This window comes from Prevotella sp. oral taxon 299 str. F0039 (assembly GCF_000163055.2).
Lineage (GTDB): Bacteria > Bacteroidota > Bacteroidia > Bacteroidales > Bacteroidaceae > Prevotella.
In genome coordinates, this window is sequence record NC_022111.1 from 1,603,474 (window position 1) to 1,619,013 (window position 15,540).

Below are 15,540 nucleotides of genomic sequence, written 5' to 3' on the forward strand. Positions count from 1 at the left end.
TAAAACAGAGTTATCTTGTGTAAAATAAAACGCAAAAGGGCTTTTTTTATGAAAAGAAATATATAAAAAACAATATTATTCTTTGTTAGGAAAGAATTAAAATGTTAACTTTGCAACACTAAGATAAATATAAACTATTCATTAAAAATAATTAAGAATATGGTAGATTACAAATCTTTAGGTCTTGTAAACACTCGTGAGATGTTTAAAAGAGCTATCAATGGCGGTTACGCTATTCCTGCTTTCAACTTCAATAACATGGAACAGTTGCAAGCAATTATTAAGGCAACATCTGATTTAAAGTCACCTGTTATCCTACAAGTGTCAAAAGGTGCTCGTGCTTATGCTAACGAAACACTTCTTCGTTACATGGCTCAAGGAGCTGTTGAATATGCAAAAGAACTTGGAAACAAACATCCAGAGATTGCTCTCCACTTAGATCATGGAGATACATTTGAAACATGTAAGAGCTGTATTGATTATGGTTTCTCATCTGTAATGATCGATGGTTCACACTTACCTTACGATGAAAACGTTGCATTAACAAAGAAAGTTGTAGAATATGCACACCAATTTGATGTAACTGTTGAAGGTGAATTAGGCGTATTAGCTGGTGTTGAGGATGATGTTGTTGCAGCAGAGTCACACTATACACACCCTGAAGAAGTAATAGACTTCGTTACTAAGACAGGAGTTGATTCACTTGCGATCTCTATTGGTACATCACATGGTGCTTATAAGTTCACTCCAGAGCAATGTACTCGTGATCCAAAGACTGGTCTTTTGGTTCCACCACCATTGGCATTCGATATCCTTGATGCTATTATGGAGAAACTTCCAGGATTCCCAATCGTACTACATGGTTCTTCATCTGTACCTCAAGAGTATGTAAAAATTATCAATGAGAACGGCGGTAAGTTACCTGATGCAGTTGGTATTCCTGAAGAACAACTTCGTAAAGCAGCTAAGAGTGCAGTATGTAAGATTAACATCGACTCTGACTCTCGTCTTGCTTTCACTGCTGCTGTACGTAAAGTATTTGCTGAAAAACCAGGAGAATTCGACCCACGTAAGTATTGTGGACCTGCACGTGACTTGATGACAGAGCTTTATGAGCACAAAGTTAAGAACGTTCTTGGTTCTGATTTCAAGCTAGCTCAAATCGACTAATAAGATAATTTATTTCGATTTAATATTCAATAGGCGATAACTCATTGCGAGCTATCGCCTATTTTTATATTAAAAGGATAGAACTTGCGTGATAAATTCAATGCTATTTCTATCAAAAAGTAATGCTATTGAGTACAAAATTCAATGCTATTGAAAAGAGAAGAGGGGAGAATATTCTAACAAAAGCAATAAATTCAGAGTAAATATTCTTGAAGATAAAAAATAAAGCGTATTTTTGTTGCTCTTGAAAGATATCAGGTAAAAAGAAAAAGTTAGCATTATGTTTATGAATAAGAATATAACGATAACAAAAATACTCTGCTGTTTGTTTGCCATTGTTGCGCTTATGGCTTGTGATAAAGAGCCTTTTGATAATGGTAAAACACTGAAAAAGGAAGAAAAAGAAGCTCCAAAAGAAATCAACGACAACACATTATACGAGTTGCCTGTGGTGTTTCATGTGCTTTCGAACAGCACAACAAAGCAAGAATACATTCCAAACGACGTCGATTTGCGCCGACTTCTTTTTTATGTAAATGAACTTTATGCAGGTGGAATTTATGGACCCAGTGTCAATATTCGTGTAAAGTTTGTTACTGCAACAGAAGATGAGGAGGGCAAGAAGATGACAACACAAGGCGTGGTGTATGATAAATGGGACGAGAAATACCCCATTAACTGCGAAGATTTCATGACCAACAACAGCAATAAATACACCAAATACCTTTGGGATCCAAATAAATATATCAATGTTTTCGTGTATCTTTTCGATGATGATGATAACGAGGCCGAGGTGTTAGGTATTAGTCACATGCCTTATAAAACCAAAGAAAACGCCACATTACAAGGACTTGAGCAAGTTGCCAGTGGAAAGATGACAAAGAAAAACATCGCTTTCCCCTTGTCGGTATCAATCAATGCAAAGTATATCAATACGCTTTCGGCTCGTTACAGTTCAGGTTTGAAAGAGAAAACCTTTAGAGGTTATAAGGAAGAAGATGTTGTTGTGACCCTTGCACACGAACTTGGACACTACTTAGGCTTGTTTCATGTGTTTGCAGAAGATAGCAAGAATGGAGTAGTAGATCAATGTTTTGATAGCGATTATTGCCAAGACACCCCTTCGTATAATAAAAAGCAATATGAAAGAGATTTACAGGAATTGTCAAAACATTTGACATATGAGAATGTACATGAGATTTTTCAACGTACAGATTGTTCAGGAAAGGTTTATGAAGCCACCAATATTATGGATTATGCTTATTGCTATTCTTACGCATTTACACCCAATCAGCAATATAGAATGCGCCAAGTGCTCTATTATAGTCCACTTATTCCAGGTCCAAAGAAAACGACAAACACTCGTAGTATCGCACCCGATAAAGTGCTCGACTTGCCTATTCGCATTTCAAAATGCCCTCGCTAAGGTGGTTGGTAGACTGCTTTCGACAGACTATTGCGATAGCTATAAAAACAAAAGAATGAGTCTTTGAAAATCAAAGGCTCATTCTTTTATTATTAAACCCTTATATATAATAAGGTGAAAAATTACATTTCAATTTCTCTTGTGCCGTCTTCTAAGGTGGTGATAGTAACCTTTTTAGCGTTAGCAGGCAACAATTCTTCAATCAATTCGGGCCATTCAATAAAGCAAAGCGAATTGCTATAGAAATAATCTTCATAGCCCATGTCGTACACTTCCTCTAACTTTTTAATGCGATAGAAATCGAAGTGGTATATCACCTTCGTCTCGTTGTCGGCATGATATTCGTTAACAATGGCGAAAGTAGGCGAGGTAATGACGTCATCTACGCCTAAACACTCACATACAGCCTTAATAAATGTGGTTTTTCCTGCACCCATTGAGCCATAAAAAGCAAAAACAGTGCTACCATTTATGTTGTTAATAAATTCTTGTGCAGCAGTTTTAATGTCTGCGATACTATTGATTTTTATTTTCATTTTTATTGTTGTTGTGTAATGGTTATTTATTCTTTGGAGTTAAAGTGATGAGCGGAATCAACATTTCCTCCATGCTGATGCCACCATGTTGGAATGTGTTTTTATAATAAGACACATAGTGATTGAAGTTGTTTGGATAGGCAAAGAAACCATCTCCCGTTGCAAATACATATTCAGTACTGATGTTTGGTGATGGAAGAAGTGCCTTTTGTGGATCTTTTATGCAAAAAACTTCTTTCTGATTATAGGCAAGTGTATTGCCAAATTTATATCGTAAGTTGCTATTGATATTCTTTTTACCGATGATTTTGATAGGTTTATTGGCACGAATACTACCATGGTCGGTTGTGATAATAATCTTATAGTCTTTTTCTGCCAATTGTTTTAGTAGCTCACTCACTGCAGAATGCTTGAACCAACTTAAGGTTAAGCTTCGATAAGCTTGCTCATCTGATGCCAATTCACGCACCATCTTCGATTCTGTTCTTGCATGCGAGAGGATATCAATGAAGTTAATTACCAATACATTAAAATTATTTTTTTCAAGAGAACGAATGTTTTCGAGATACTTTTCCAACACCATTGAGTCGTTAGCCTTAAAGTATGAGAAAGTATCATGCCTTCTATAACGTTCAATTTGTGTTGCAATCAGCTCCTCTTCGTGTTGGTTCTTGCCCTCGTCTTCATCTTCTTCTACCCATAAATGCGGGAACATTTTGGCAATGTTCATAGGCATTAATCCGCTAAAAATAGCGTTTCGGGCATATTGAGTGGCTGTGGGTAGAATGCTCATGTAAAGATCTTCGTCGATATCATATAGCAAAGCAATATCGTTATAGAGTGCCTTCCACTGGTCAAAACGCAGGTTGTCTAATATAAGTAGGAAGACTTTGTCTCCTTTATCAATAAGAGGAAAGAGCTTAGTTTTGAATATTTCAGGGCTCATCAAAGGCTTATTTGAATCCTTTCCGTTCACCCAACCAATATAATTTGCCTTTACATACTTAGTGAATCCGTTGTTAGCCTCTTCTTTTTGCATGCTTAGCATCTCGCTCATTGCGCTGTTTGTGTTGCTTAAATCAAGCTCCCAGCGTACCAAACGCTTGTAAACATCGATCCAATCGTTATAGTTTGAACAGTTACTGATTTGAGTTGAGATGTCGAGAAAGCTCTGCTGATAATTCATTTGCGTTACTTCTGTCTCAATTTCTTTGCGATGTATGTTCTTTTTTAACGATAGAATAATTTGGTTTGGATGAACAGGTTTGATGAGATAATCGGCAATTTTAGAGCCAATTGCTTGGTTCATGATATCTTCTTCTTCGCTCTTTGTGAGCATAACAACAGGTGTTGAAGGGGTAATCTCTTTTATTTGCTGAAGCGTTTCCAATCCAGTTATACCAGGCATCATCTCATCTAACAAGATAAGGTCAAAGGAATGTTGTTTGCATTGCTCAATTCCATCGAAGCCATTGCTAACAGTTATCACCTCATATCCTTTTTGTTTTAAGAATAAGACATGCGCTTTTAAAAGCTCAATCTCATCATCAATCCATAAAAGTAGTCCATTATTCATAGCTTAAAAACCTTCAAGTTCATAATAATCATCTTCTAAATCAAAACGTTTTGTTTTCTTTTCGTCTTTCTTTTGCGAGTCTTTCTTCTCCTGTTTGTTTTGAGTTGGAGTTTTAGAAGCAGGCTCGCCAAAACCATCCCCAAAGTAAATTCCAGTGCGAGTAGTGGTGGTTTCCTCTTTTGCAGGCAACTTTTTAGGTTGCTGTTGGGGTGCCTTTGTAGTTGGTTTTGTTGCGGTTGGCTGCTTAGTTGCAGTATTTTGATGCTGTTTCCCCTTTGTTGTTGGGGCAGGAGTAGCCTTTGTTTCTTTCTTCGTGTCATTGCTTGTCGATGCCTTTGGTTGAGGCTTTTCGTCTTCAATAATCACAGTTGTAGAGCCTTGTTGATTGCCTTGCAGAGGCGTTTGCTCTTTTATTTCTTCCAAAGGAATAATTGTTTCGGTCTTAGGAGCAACCAGTTCGGGTTCTAAAGGAATGACAGTTGCGCCATTATCAACGCTTTCTTTGGGTGCTTCTTCGGTTTTGTTATTGTCTAATTCCTTGGCGATTGTGATAGAACTTGGCTCGTTGAGTAACGTAATTGGTGGTAGTTTTGCAGTAGAGAAGTGCTTATTATAGAACTTTTCGTATGCTTCATAACCCAAACCGCTATGGAGTAGTTCTGCATTTTTATTGCTGATGACATATATGTGCGCCTTACTGAGCAAACGAATGATATCCCTTTGTTGTCTAATTTTACGGGCATAGAGCAACGCTTCGTCGAAGTTGTTGAAGCCTCCAATCTGCATTTCCTCGCCATTAGGTGAGCTTTGGGTGTCGATGTCGAAACTTCTTACAGGGAAACCCGTGAAGTTGTATTTCGCAATAGTATATAAAAGCTTGTTCTTATCGATAGAGTCTGGGTTGTAAACCATCAATACCATGAATGGAATGTTGGTGTCGTTGGTAAACGATTGCACTGTGGTTGAGTCGGTGTTGTTCAACACTTCGCTTCTTTGACTCCACATTTTAGACATATCGAACTTACCTCCTTGAAGCTTTCTACCTGCTTTTACACCATTAATAATATTGCCTGCAAGGTGGTTGAGTTTACTATTTGGGAAGTTGGTAACAATGTTTTCCAAGTCTTCTAAGCACTCTTTAGGCTCTCCATTGTTTAACTTTCCGAGCGCACCGATAAACAAAAACTTATCTCTATTGGCACCTTTAGGGAAACGTTTGCTTGATATTGCAAGATTGTTTCTAACCTTATAGATGTCGTTAGCTTTGAAAGCCTCGTATGTCTCGGCATATAATGAGTCTTCAAAGTGTTTTCCATTTTGCGCATCTTGCACGAAATAGGGGTCGGTTAAGATGCTTGTTAGCTCGTTTTTAGGATATTTATCCTTCAGAAGAGCAAGATAATGGTTGGCTTTAGCCGTATTTTTGTTTCGTGAATACAATAGGTATAAATGATAATACGCCTCTGCCTCGTGGCTATTTCCGGGGAATTGGTTCTCTAAACGCATAAAGTTGCGTTCGCTTAAACGTAGGTTATCCAATTCATCTTTAAAGATAACAGCCGACTGATACAATGCGTTGCTTAGCTTATCGTTGCTTTCTTTGAGTTGTTCTGGCGTGAAAGGAATTTGCGCAAGATAGTAACTTCGCTTGTGAGGGTCGCTCGAATCGCTCATATTAGGAACCGAATCAGTAGGCGAGTCCATATCAATAACGTCTGTAGTGTCGTTGTTTTCTTGGCCAACTGCATTCTGTTTGTTGGTGTTTGTGCCCACAACAGTTTTGTTACTTCGTTGCCAGTTGTCGGTATTCTCACGTCTTCCCCAAAGCTTTTCGAATGCAGCTTTACCCTGATTCACCACTTGTTGGTTGTAGAAATACCATTGTTTAGAGTCATTAGCATTGTTATTGCTAATGATATCACGTCCATCGTCTACGTCAAAGCCCCCATTTTCTCTTTGAATGTTGCGTGCATTGTCTTCTTGTTCCTTGCTTCTTTCTTCCTTTTCCTTCTTCTTTCGAGCCGTAATAACACGATCAATGGCAGCATTACGATCACTTTCAGGCATTAAAGCCAATGCTTGTAGCGAGTCTTGAAGGGCAATTTCGTTGGTAAAAGGAACCAATTTATCCAATATTGTCGACTTTTTCGATAGCTCAGAATAGTCCTCTCGCTCCTTATCTATCAAGCCAATAGCCTCTCCATAGCATGTCTTTGCTTTGTCGTATAGCTCCTTATTCCAGTAGATATCACCGAGTTTAAGTAGTAATACGCCTTTTTCAACACCATTACGGGTGCTCTCTTTTCGTCCTTTTTCATACGAACCGATAGCTTTTAATGAGTCTTTTTGAAGTAGATAGATATTTCCTAATGCGTAATAAATGCGGTCTTTATAATCCTTATTCTTATCAGAAAGAGCCATTCTTCTTAGCTTTCCAGCCATTTTAGCTGATTGTTGATCAGCCAATACCTCTGTCATTGCGATGCGAGCATTGAACTCTGTTTCATAAGGAGGATTCAAACGAACAACGTGTTGATATGCTTTATAAGCCTCATTGTTATTCCCTAATAGTTCTTGAAGCTGTCCCATGAGAAACCATTCACGTGCTTTCTGCTTTTTTCTCATCTCTTGTTGAATCACTTTGCGAAGATAAACCACCGCCTTTTGATAGTCTTTTGTATGGATATAGTAATCTGCTAAAGTGTAGTTCCATTCCTTTTGCGCTCTCCAATGAATGGAGTCACGTTGCATATTGCGGATAACATCTTCTGCATCGTATAGCCATCCTTGTTCAATATAGCATTTCGCGAGCCACGCACGAGCCCTTCCGTAGATGGCAGGTTGCGTCTTATATAGTCTACTCATATACGAAAAGGTTGCCGATGCCTCATCAAATTCGCCCTTATGGAATTGAGAACGTCCCATAAGTAACCATACTTTCCAAATGAATGGGTTATATTCTTTGCGACTAAGCCATTCTACATCTTTCTCGGTTTTGCGTCTTTGTTTCGTCCATTCTGGTCTTTTATTGATGCTATGCAACTTAATTGCCTTCTTAGACTTTTCTATTGCTCGATCAAAACTACCACTTCCGAGACTTTTCGATTGTTTATTGGCAACTGTATAGAGTGGAATAAGCTCTGTAAAGTTATCCTTATTCGACTTTTCTTTCTCCAAAGCACCATCTATATATGCCAGTTTACCATTATAATAAACATTATATCGGGTGTTAAAACCTTGCCACCATCGGCTACTAGCAGTGTTTTTATGCGATGAACAAGCCATTGTTGTTAGTAGAACTATCAACATTATCAATGGAACTGATATGGCTTTCAATTGTTTCACGTCGTTCAATGCGCTGTTTAATATTAGTGAGTACGTTGCAGAATGGTTTTGAATGCTTTGCTTAAAGCATATATCACAATACTAATAAAGATGATAGAAGCACCTGAAGGCACGTTAAACCAATAGCTAATGCTAAGACCTAGTAAGCAATCTAACCAGCCAAATGCAATACTTAAATAAATCATTCGCTTGAAATTGTAGGTAAATAAGTTCGCAGTCATTTGTGGAATGGTGAGCAAGCTCATTGCCAATACAATTCCAACCATGCGCAATGTAGAAACAATAGCCATGGCAATGAGAATCATAAGAATGTATTCAATTGTTTGAACAGGCAATCGTTGCGACTTAGCAAAAATGGGATCGAAAGCTACACAGATGATTGTTTGATAGAAAAACACAAACAAAATGGTGGTGATAAAGCATAAAGAGCCAAGCAAAATAAGGTCGGGAATACCAATAGTAAGGATACTTCCGAATAAGAACGAAGGCAAATCGGGCATAAAACCAGGCGTTAAGAAACTGCAAATAATACCGATGCTCATTCCAAGAGTCCAAAACATAGCAATTGCAGAGTCTTCTCTTATGTTTCCTTTAGTAGACAACCATTGCACGCCACAAGCACTCATGATAGAGAATACCATTGCAGATAGAATGGGATTGATGCCCAAGAACACCCCAATACCAATGCCCCCGAAAGATGCATGCGTAATTCCTCCACTTATAAAAACCAGTCTTCGGGTTACAATATAGGTACCAATAATTCCACAAAGGATACTTGCGAGCAAGCTTCCGATGAGTGCATGTTGAAAGAAAGAATAGTTTAAAATATCCATTTAGTTGTTTTCTATCATCATTATCATTTCGTCTTTCAAATCATTAGGAATATTAATGCCCCGTATAGTCAAGCTTCTATTCCAGTCGGCAACCTCCTTTTGATTCATAGTATAAAGTATTTCACGAAACTGTTCAATTTCTTTTTCAGTGTAACTATCGCTTTCTCTGCTAATAAAAGCGTCTAGTTCTTCATCGTCAAAGTATTCCACTTCCTTCACAGCTGCCTCCAATATGCAGTCGTGAATGCAGTGTTCGTCTTCTCCATTGCATGTCGAACACGAACCAGAACCTTCGAGAATAACATCGTCTTTGCCCGCTTTTTTATGAGAGATAAGTCCTAAAAGGGCAGCAAAACAGCCCAATACAACAAGAGATAAAATTAATATAAGCATATTATGATTTTATATTTAACAGATAGCCCAATGCTTCTAATTCGCTCCAAAAGTGCGGATAAGACTTCGAAACCACATTGGCTGCGTTGATAGTGATATTGGGAAACAAATAAGTTAAAGCCGAAAAGGCGAGTGCCATGCGGTGATCTTCGAACGTATTAATATCAGTTGAGGTCACAGCACATCGTTCTCCGTTCCATGAAAGTTCGTCGCTTTTATCGTTGTTTACCACAAATCCCAGTTTAAGAAGCTCCGATTGAAGTGCTGCTATTCTGTTTGTTTCCTTTATTTTTAATGTTGATAAGCCTGTAAAACGAAAGGAAATGCCCATCGCAACACATGCAACAACCATCGTTTGAGCTAAGTCTGGCGCATTGATAAAGTCGTAGTGCAACATCGAAACCTTCATCTTGTCTTTTGAAAGTACCATCTTTGTTGTGTTATTGTTTGTGGTTTCTTTTATAAAGGCAGTCTTTATGCCCAGCAAAGAGAAGAGATAACGCACCACAGAGTCACCTTGTTTCGATGATTCGCTAAGACCTTGCATTGTGATTTGAGCTTCTTGGCAATCAGAAAGGGCAAGATGTAGATACCAATACGAAGCCGATGTCCAATCGTTTTCAATCATTCTTTGAGTGGCTTCATATCTCTTTGGTTCCACTTTAATCGTATCAACATCGGTCCAATGCACCTTCGCACCATATTTTGTCATGATGTCTATTGTTAAATCAATATATGATCGAGATGCAATTGTGCCTTTTAATGTTAGTGTTAAACCCTTTGTAAAGAGCGGAGCAATCATCAATAGTGCCGAAACATATTGCGAACTGACATCGGCAGGCATTGTAATCATTCCTCCTTCGAGTGACTTTCCATTTATTTTGAGTGGCGGATAACCCTCTTTTTCCATGTATTCTATATCGGCACCAAGCGTTCGAAGTGAGTCAACAAGTACTTTTATGGGGCGTTGTTTCATTCGTTCAGTACCCGTTAAGATGTGGGTAGAGTTGGGTTGAATACTCCAATAAGCCGTTAAAAAGCGCATTGCAGTACCCGAAGCCATAATGTCTAATTCGCAGGTTTCCCCTTTTATACCATTCAACATCACCGCAACGTCGTCGCAATTGGCAGCTCCTTGGAAGGTAGAAGTGTTGTTCGAGAGGGCATCTATCACAATACTTCTGTTGGCAATGCTCTTCGATGTGGGTATTTCTACATTTCCACTTAAACTTGTGGGCGGCTGTATTGATATGTTGTATGTAGCATCGTGTTGTTTGATGTGCTGTTGTATGTTGCTCATTTGGGTATATGTCTGTTGCTATTTATTGGGCTTTGAATGCCTTTAGACTTACACAAAGGTACAAATTATACATTAATATAATGCAAGAGAGATGATAAAACTTTATGAATTAACTTTTTCATTAAAAACAGAGTTATATATTTGGGTGATTAAAACAATTTGTATAACTTTGCAAAACAATTGCTCGGGATTTAGCGCAGTTGGTAGCGCACACGTCTGGGGGGCGCGAGGTCGCTGGTTCGAGTCCAGTAATCCCGACTCAATTTATAACGAAAGGAAAGATGATTTGCATCTTTCCTTTTTTTATTCTCAAGAATTTGTATCTCGATAGTTTATTTGCTACACTTTAATGCTAATCCTAATTGAAATAAAAGAAATGCGAATTGTTTACAAATAGGATGCCTGCTAAGGAAGAATTAACACCAAATGAGAGAATTGAAGTTAATATAATTTAATTTGATGTTGATAAGAATGGATTGTTTTAGCCTTGATGCTCTCTCCTTAATATTTCTCTCCTTGTTTTAAATCATTATGAGGTATATAGATAAAATAATGTTCATTTTATGAGAATTAGATAGTAAAAGGTGTGTTAAGTCGTAGCTTTTAGGTGGAAAAATCATAGAAAATAAAATGTAAAAGCACTGTCTTTATATCACGAAAACATTGCGTTTGCACTGTAATATCACAGCTTTTAGTCTATTCTGTAAGATGAAAAACTAAAGGATAAATCTCTTTGGGAAAGTAAAAGCAATTCTTTTGAGATGAAAGTGGGGTAGAGTTGTTTAAAATTATATTCAAATAGGCTTCTAAAAAGATGGTTTTTGAAAGAATTTCAACTTAGAATAGAAAATAAATGATGTAGCTTTTATTCTAAATAAAGGTTAAATTTAAATCGTTAAAAGTGTGATGTGAAAGTCATAAAATGCTCTCGTTTCACCTTTTGTATATAATTAAAAATCTGCTTGAAACATAAAAACAGATAGATATCTTTGCTGTATTTGGATTTAAATTGTACCTTTGCAACGCTTTTCGGTGTAATCGCTGGCGAGAAGAAGTGTTGCTCGTTATGTTACATTGGAACGACAAACAAATTTAATTAACAAACAAATATGGATTTAATTAAAATTGCTGAGGAAGCATTTGCAAGTGGCATTCAAGCTCCTGAGTTTAGAGCGGGTGATACAGTTACTGTCGCTTACAAAATCGTCGAGGGTACAAAAGAACGTATCCAACGTTATCGTGGTGTTGTTATTAAAATCTGCGGACACGGTGACAAAAAACGTTTCACAGTTCGTAAGATGTCTGGAACTATTGGTGTAGAGCGTATCTTCCCATTAGAATCACCAAACATCGAAAGCATTGAAGTGAACAAACGTGGTAAAGTTCGTCGTGCTAAATTGTACTACCTACGTAAACTAACAGGTAAGAAGGCACGTATTAAAGAAAGAAGAACTCTAATTGGAGAGTAAAATAAAAATGCAGCATTCAGATGAGTGCTGCATTTTTGTTTCCTATAATCTTTGTAAAAACTCTCTTGCATTTACTTATATTGTATACAGATATGTATGTTGGCAGAGGTAATAGCAATTGAGTGGAGGTTGGATAATATTTTTATCGAAATGCAACAATCATTCTTCTAAAAGATAAAAAGGTGGTTGCACGAAACAAAAGAATTAGTCTTTCGACGGAGGAGTGTGGTGTTCAATGTGATCTTCGTAGTTAATTTCAGCATCGGTTTCACCATGTAAGGCCTTTTGGAAATCGTTCCAGTTTTGGAAACCTGCAAGAAGTGCAAGCTTGTTGAGTGTATCTTCTGATAACTTCTCGGTACCTTTAATGTGCTGCCATAATTGCTTTAGGATCTTACCACTGAGTGTTATTTGGTGTTTTGAGAATGAAAGAACAACCTTTTCCATGTCTGTTGTGGCAGAAATCGTTTTTCCTAAACTCTTTTCAATTACCTTCCTGAGTATAGATAAATCATGTTTCATTGCGTTATGTAAATAATATCGATATTAAATGCCTGTATTTGTATTGCTCTGTTTTATTGAAACAATAGGGTTAATCGCTGAAAATTCTACATGCAAAGGTATTGAAAAATACTTAATAGCACAATATAACCAATACAATTATTTTACTGCAAAAAGCTTAATTTGGTGTACTTGCAAAACAAGGATTGAGGAAATAAAAAATAACGAGAATATAAAAATATAATTATTCAAAATAAATGAACAATGAAAGAATTAGCTTTAAAGTATGGATGTAATCCAAATCAAAAGCCTTCTCGCATTTATATGCAAGAAGGAGAGTTGCCTATAAATGTATTAAATGGACGTCCTGGTTATATAAATCTATTGGATGCATTGAACAGTTGGCAGTTGGTTAAGGAGCTAAAAGAAGCGACAGGACTACCTGCAGCAGCCTCTTTTAAACACGTTTCGCCTGCAGGTGCAGCAGTGGGATTGCCTCTTAATGACATACTTAAAAAGGTTTATTTTGTTGATGACTTAAAAGTTGAACTCTCTCCGTTGGCTTGTGCTTATGCAAGAGCACGTGGAGCCGACCGTATGAGCTCTTATGGTGATTTCATTGCACTTAGTGATGTGTGCGATGAAGCTACTGCTTTGATTATTAAAAGAGAAGTGAGCGATGGCGTTATTGCACCTGGATATACTCCAGAAGCATTGGCTATTTTGCAAGAAAAGCGCAAAGGTACTTATAATGTTATTGAAATTGATGCAACTTATAAGCCTGTTGAGCTTGAAACAAAAATGGTGTATGGTGTTACTTTCGAGCAAGGTAGAAACGAAATTCAGCTAAATGGAGAAGAATTATTCGCTAATATTCCTACAAAGAACAAGAATTTTAGTGAAGAAGCGAAGAGAGACTTGATGATTGCATTGATTACCTTAAAATATACTCAAAGTAATTCGGTTTGTTATGTAAAGGACGGACAAGCCATTGGTATTGGTGCAGGACAACAAAGTCGTATTCACTGTACTCGTCTTGCTGGTAGTAAGGCAGATATTTGGTGGTTGCGTCAACATCCAAAAGTGATGAACTTGCCTTTCAAAGCAGGTATTGGACGTGCCGACAGAGATAACACTATCGATATTTATATCAGTGAAGATGCTGAAGATGTATTGAAAGAAGGTGCTTGGCAACAATTCTTTACAGAACAACCTGAACCTCTTTCTCGTGAAGAAAAGAAAGAATGGATAGCAAAGAACAATAAGGTGGCTTTAGGAAGTGATGCTTTCTTCCCATTTGGAGATAATATCGAACGTGCTCATAAGAGTGGAGTTGAGTTCATTGCACAAGCTGGTGGATCGGTGAGAGACGATAATGTTATTGACACTTGCGATAAGTATAATATCGCAATGGCATTCACTGGCATTCGTTTATTCCATCATTAATAAATAATTTTCGTATCTTTGCAAATGAAATGTCATCTTGCAGAGATGTAAAAGATATCGTTTTGCAAGAGAAAGGACATTATATTTGCGTTCTGCAAGTTGATGTTCTTTTCTTGTTTTAGGTGGGTTCAGAAAAGAAGACTTGCGCAATTATAGTATAAATAAAATTAAACTGAGATTATGGCAGATATAGATGAGATTATATCAGGTGGTGGAATGGTTTTTAAAAAGACATCAGCTGGAGGCGATAAGGATAATGGAAAGGTAAAAACTAAAGCGAAGAAAAAACAGTATATCACTGGTGCTCATGGCAGTGGGTCGGCAAAACAAAAAGCAAAATACCGCCAACAAAGAGCCAATCGCAAAACACAAAAGAAGCGTTGAATTAGGAGTTGTTTCCTTTTCAACGCTTCTTTAATTTTCTTATATTTTGTTTTCGCTCCCTTATATATAATAAAGGTGAAAACTATAATTTATAATTTACGAATAAAGGGTATTAATCTAAAGGCTCAATTGTTAAATGTTCAATTGCTCCATTGATTGAATTTAGAGTGATGTGGGTTATAAACTTCTTACCGAAGAGTGAGCTATTGAGCATTTCAATACGTCCAAATTGAGCTGCATAGAATTCAAATGACTGTTTGTTTATAGGCTCTCCTTCGAACGAAACCTTAATCTTTCCAGGTTGATTAACGTATAATCCTGTATCGTCTTTTTGCTTTTTATCAGGCAAAGCATTAGGGTCAATAGCAGGAATACTATTTAGATCGGTAATAACAGCATAGCAAGGTTCACCGCTAAGATCGTCTGCAGCACATAAACCAAAATGCTTTGAGAATCTAAAGGCAACGGAACGTTGTTGTTCTTTCTCTGGTGTAAAGGTGATAAAGAATTGAGTTGTGTCGCAAACCGTTTTACCTTCGAATAGTTCTCTTAATCCTTTTTCTTTCAAATCAAGTTGGTTGAGCATCAGTTTTAGTTGCTCTCCGTCCTTTGGCATGTAGTCTGCTTCACCCTTAGAAAGCATGTCTTTACTCTCTCTTACTTCGTAAATGTCTTGTGTAATCAATTCTGCAGTTTTCCATTTGCTATCTGCGTTGAGTGCATCTTGACTGAGAAAGTCTCTTGGATCGATGGCCTTTGGCTTTAAAGCAGGGGTAAATTGCTTGAAAGGATCAATGCTTTGAGCTTGTCCGTTGATTGCAGTTATCACACCGTTTTGTTCCAATTTCAAGTCAACAATACTGTGTTTGCGGTCAATTGCAAGGGTATAACGCTTAGAAGAGTCTGGTATTGCAGTGAGATACATATCCAATCCCACTATTTTATATGAAGTTTTAGGCTCTAAGTCCGCTTTCTTCTTTAAATAAATCTCTGCATATTGAGCGTATTCTCCAGGAGTATAAGTCGTCTTTTCAACTAAAATCGCCAACTTCATCTGCGTTTTTGGTAAGAAATAAGATATTCCATTGTTTGCAGTTGTTTGCGAATTTGCGCAAAGAGCCATTATAGAAAGGAAGAGAATAAATAGTCCTTTTTTCATGA

13 protein-coding genes and 1 tRNA gene are annotated in these 15,540 nt (G+C 37.3%); 6 read left to right on the forward strand and 8 right to left on the reverse strand.

Annotated features, from left to right (window positions below):
- Window positions 1-159 precede the first annotated feature (159 nt).
- Both HMPREF0669_RS09230 and HMPREF0669_RS09235 read left to right on the forward strand, forming a co-directional pair.
- Complete coding sequence (locus HMPREF0669_RS09230; RefSeq protein WP_009228268.1) at window positions 160-1,170, forward strand: class II fructose-bisphosphate aldolase; 1,011 nt, start codon at window positions 160-162, stop codon at window positions 1,168-1,170.
- Window positions 1,171-1,456: 286 nt separating this feature from the next.
- Window positions 1,457-2,596: a zinc-dependent metalloproteinase lipoprotein gene (locus HMPREF0669_RS09235; protein WP_156860580.1), complete on the forward strand. Its 1,140-nt coding sequence runs from the start codon at window positions 1,457-1,459 to the stop codon at window positions 2,594-2,596.
- A 122-nt stretch (window positions 2,597-2,718) separates the two neighbouring features.
- Here HMPREF0669_RS09235 and tsaE read toward each other — a convergent pair whose 3' ends face one another.
- Genes tsaE through HMPREF0669_RS09265 form a run of 6 tightly spaced genes read right to left on the reverse strand, consistent with a single transcriptional unit; the run spans window position 2,719 to window position 10,579 of the window.
- The gene (gene tsaE / locus HMPREF0669_RS09240; RefSeq protein ID WP_009228270.1) at window positions 2,719-3,132 is read right to left on the reverse strand and encodes a tRNA (adenosine(37)-N6)-threonylcarbamoyltransferase complex ATPase subunit type 1 TsaE; all 414 of its coding nucleotides are present in this window, start codon (window positions 3,130-3,132) and stop codon (window positions 2,719-2,721) included.
- A gap of 22 nt (window positions 3,133-3,154) precedes the next feature.
- A complete protein-coding gene (locus HMPREF0669_RS09245) occupies window positions 3,155-4,708 on the reverse strand; it encodes a bifunctional response regulator/alkaline phosphatase family protein (RefSeq protein ID WP_009228271.1) in 1,554 nt (517 codons plus the stop codon).
- A 3-nt stretch (window positions 4,709-4,711) separates the two neighbouring features.
- Entirely contained in the window at window positions 4,712-8,017 is a 3,306-nt protein-coding gene (locus tag HMPREF0669_RS09250) for a hypothetical protein (RefSeq protein ID WP_051148203.1), read from the reverse strand.
- Between the two features lie 59 nt (window positions 8,018-8,076).
- Window positions 8,077-8,886, reverse strand: coding sequence for a metal ABC transporter permease (locus HMPREF0669_RS09255; RefSeq protein ID WP_009228273.1), 810 nt, complete (start codon window positions 8,884-8,886; stop codon window positions 8,077-8,079).
- Window positions 8,887-9,279, reverse strand: coding sequence for a hypothetical protein (locus HMPREF0669_RS09260; protein WP_009228274.1), 393 nt, complete (start codon window positions 9,277-9,279; stop codon window positions 8,887-8,889). It abuts the gene before it with no gap.
- A gap of 1 nt (window position 9,280) precedes the next feature.
- Complete coding sequence (locus HMPREF0669_RS09265) at window positions 9,281-10,579, reverse strand: 3-phosphoshikimate 1-carboxyvinyltransferase (protein ID WP_009228275.1); 1,299 nt, start codon at window positions 10,577-10,579, stop codon at window positions 9,281-9,283.
- Window positions 10,580-10,764: 185 nt separating this feature from the next.
- Here HMPREF0669_RS09265 and HMPREF0669_RS09270 point away from each other — a divergent pair.
- Window positions 10,765-10,837: transfer RNA gene (locus HMPREF0669_RS09270), tRNA-Pro, on the forward strand.
- An 851-nt stretch (window positions 10,838-11,688) separates the two neighbouring features.
- Entirely contained in the window at window positions 11,689-12,048 is a 360-nt protein-coding gene (rplS, locus tag HMPREF0669_RS09275) for a 50S ribosomal protein L19 (RefSeq protein WP_009228276.1), read from the forward strand.
- Between the two features lie 204 nt (window positions 12,049-12,252).
- On the opposite strand, the gene HMPREF0669_RS09280 is transcribed toward rplS, so the two are convergent.
- Complete coding sequence (locus tag HMPREF0669_RS09280) at window positions 12,253-12,570, reverse strand: hypothetical protein (RefSeq protein WP_009228277.1); 318 nt, start codon at window positions 12,568-12,570, stop codon at window positions 12,253-12,255.
- Window positions 12,571-12,813: 243 nt separating this feature from the next.
- Between HMPREF0669_RS09280 and HMPREF0669_RS09285 the strand changes: the two genes are divergently transcribed.
- Both HMPREF0669_RS09285 and HMPREF0669_RS09290 read left to right on the forward strand, forming a co-directional pair.
- A complete protein-coding gene (locus tag HMPREF0669_RS09285) occupies window positions 12,814-13,995 on the forward strand; it encodes a phosphoribosylaminoimidazolecarboxamide formyltransferase (protein ID WP_009228278.1) in 1,182 nt (393 codons plus the stop codon).
- Window positions 13,996-14,175: 180 nt separating this feature from the next.
- Window positions 14,176-14,379 carry a hypothetical protein gene (locus HMPREF0669_RS09290; RefSeq protein ID WP_009228279.1) on the forward strand — a complete coding sequence of 68 codons (204 nt, stop codon included), beginning with the start codon at window positions 14,176-14,178 and terminating at the stop codon, window positions 14,377-14,379.
- Window positions 14,380-14,491: 112 nt separating this feature from the next.
- On the opposite strand, the gene HMPREF0669_RS09295 is transcribed toward HMPREF0669_RS09290, so the two are convergent.
- A complete protein-coding gene (locus HMPREF0669_RS09295; RefSeq protein ID WP_009228280.1) occupies window positions 14,492-15,538 on the reverse strand; it encodes a DUF4831 family protein in 1,047 nt (348 codons plus the stop codon).
- Window positions 15,539-15,540 lie beyond the last annotated feature (2 nt).

Excerpts from the sequence above, each read along its gene's own strand:
- HMPREF0669_RS09280 (WP_009228277.1), bottom strand. The coding sequence starts at position 12,570 with ATGAAACATGATTTATCTATACTCAGGAAGGTAATTGAAAAGAGTTTA.
- rplS (WP_009228276.1), top strand. The coding sequence starts at position 11,689 with ATGGATTTAATTAAAATTGCTGAGGAAGCATTTGCAAGTGGCATTCAA.
- HMPREF0669_RS09285 (WP_009228278.1), top strand. The coding sequence starts at position 12,814 with ATGAAAGAATTAGCTTTAAAGTATGGATGTAATCCAAATCAAAAGCCT.
- tsaE (WP_009228270.1), bottom strand. The coding sequence starts at position 3,132 with ATGAAAATAAAAATCAATAGTATCGCAGACATTAAAACTGCTGCACAA.
- HMPREF0669_RS09295 (WP_009228280.1), bottom strand. The coding sequence starts at position 15,538 with ATGAAAAAAGGACTATTTATTCTCTTCCTTTCTATAATGGCTCTTTGC.
- HMPREF0669_RS09235 (WP_156860580.1), top strand. The coding sequence starts at position 1,457 with ATGAATAAGAATATAACGATAACAAAAATACTCTGCTGTTTGTTTGCC.
- HMPREF0669_RS09290 (WP_009228279.1), top strand. The coding sequence starts at position 14,176 with ATGGCAGATATAGATGAGATTATATCAGGTGGTGGAATGGTTTTTAAA.
- HMPREF0669_RS09260 (WP_009228274.1), bottom strand. The coding sequence starts at position 9,279 with ATGCTTATATTAATTTTATCTCTTGTTGTATTGGGCTGTTTTGCTGCC.
- HMPREF0669_RS09250 (WP_051148203.1), bottom strand. The coding sequence starts at position 8,017 with ATGTTGATAGTTCTACTAACAACAATGGCTTGTTCATCGCATAAAAAC.
- HMPREF0669_RS09265 (WP_009228275.1), bottom strand. The coding sequence starts at position 10,579 with ATGAGCAACATACAACAGCACATCAAACAACACGATGCTACATACAAC.
- HMPREF0669_RS09255 (WP_009228273.1), bottom strand. The coding sequence starts at position 8,886 with ATGGATATTTTAAACTATTCTTTCTTTCAACATGCACTCATCGGAAGC.
- HMPREF0669_RS09245 (WP_009228271.1), bottom strand. The coding sequence starts at position 4,708 with ATGAATAATGGACTACTTTTATGGATTGATGATGAGATTGAGCTTTTA.
- HMPREF0669_RS09230 (WP_009228268.1), top strand. The coding sequence starts at position 160 with ATGGTAGATTACAAATCTTTAGGTCTTGTAAACACTCGTGAGATGTTT.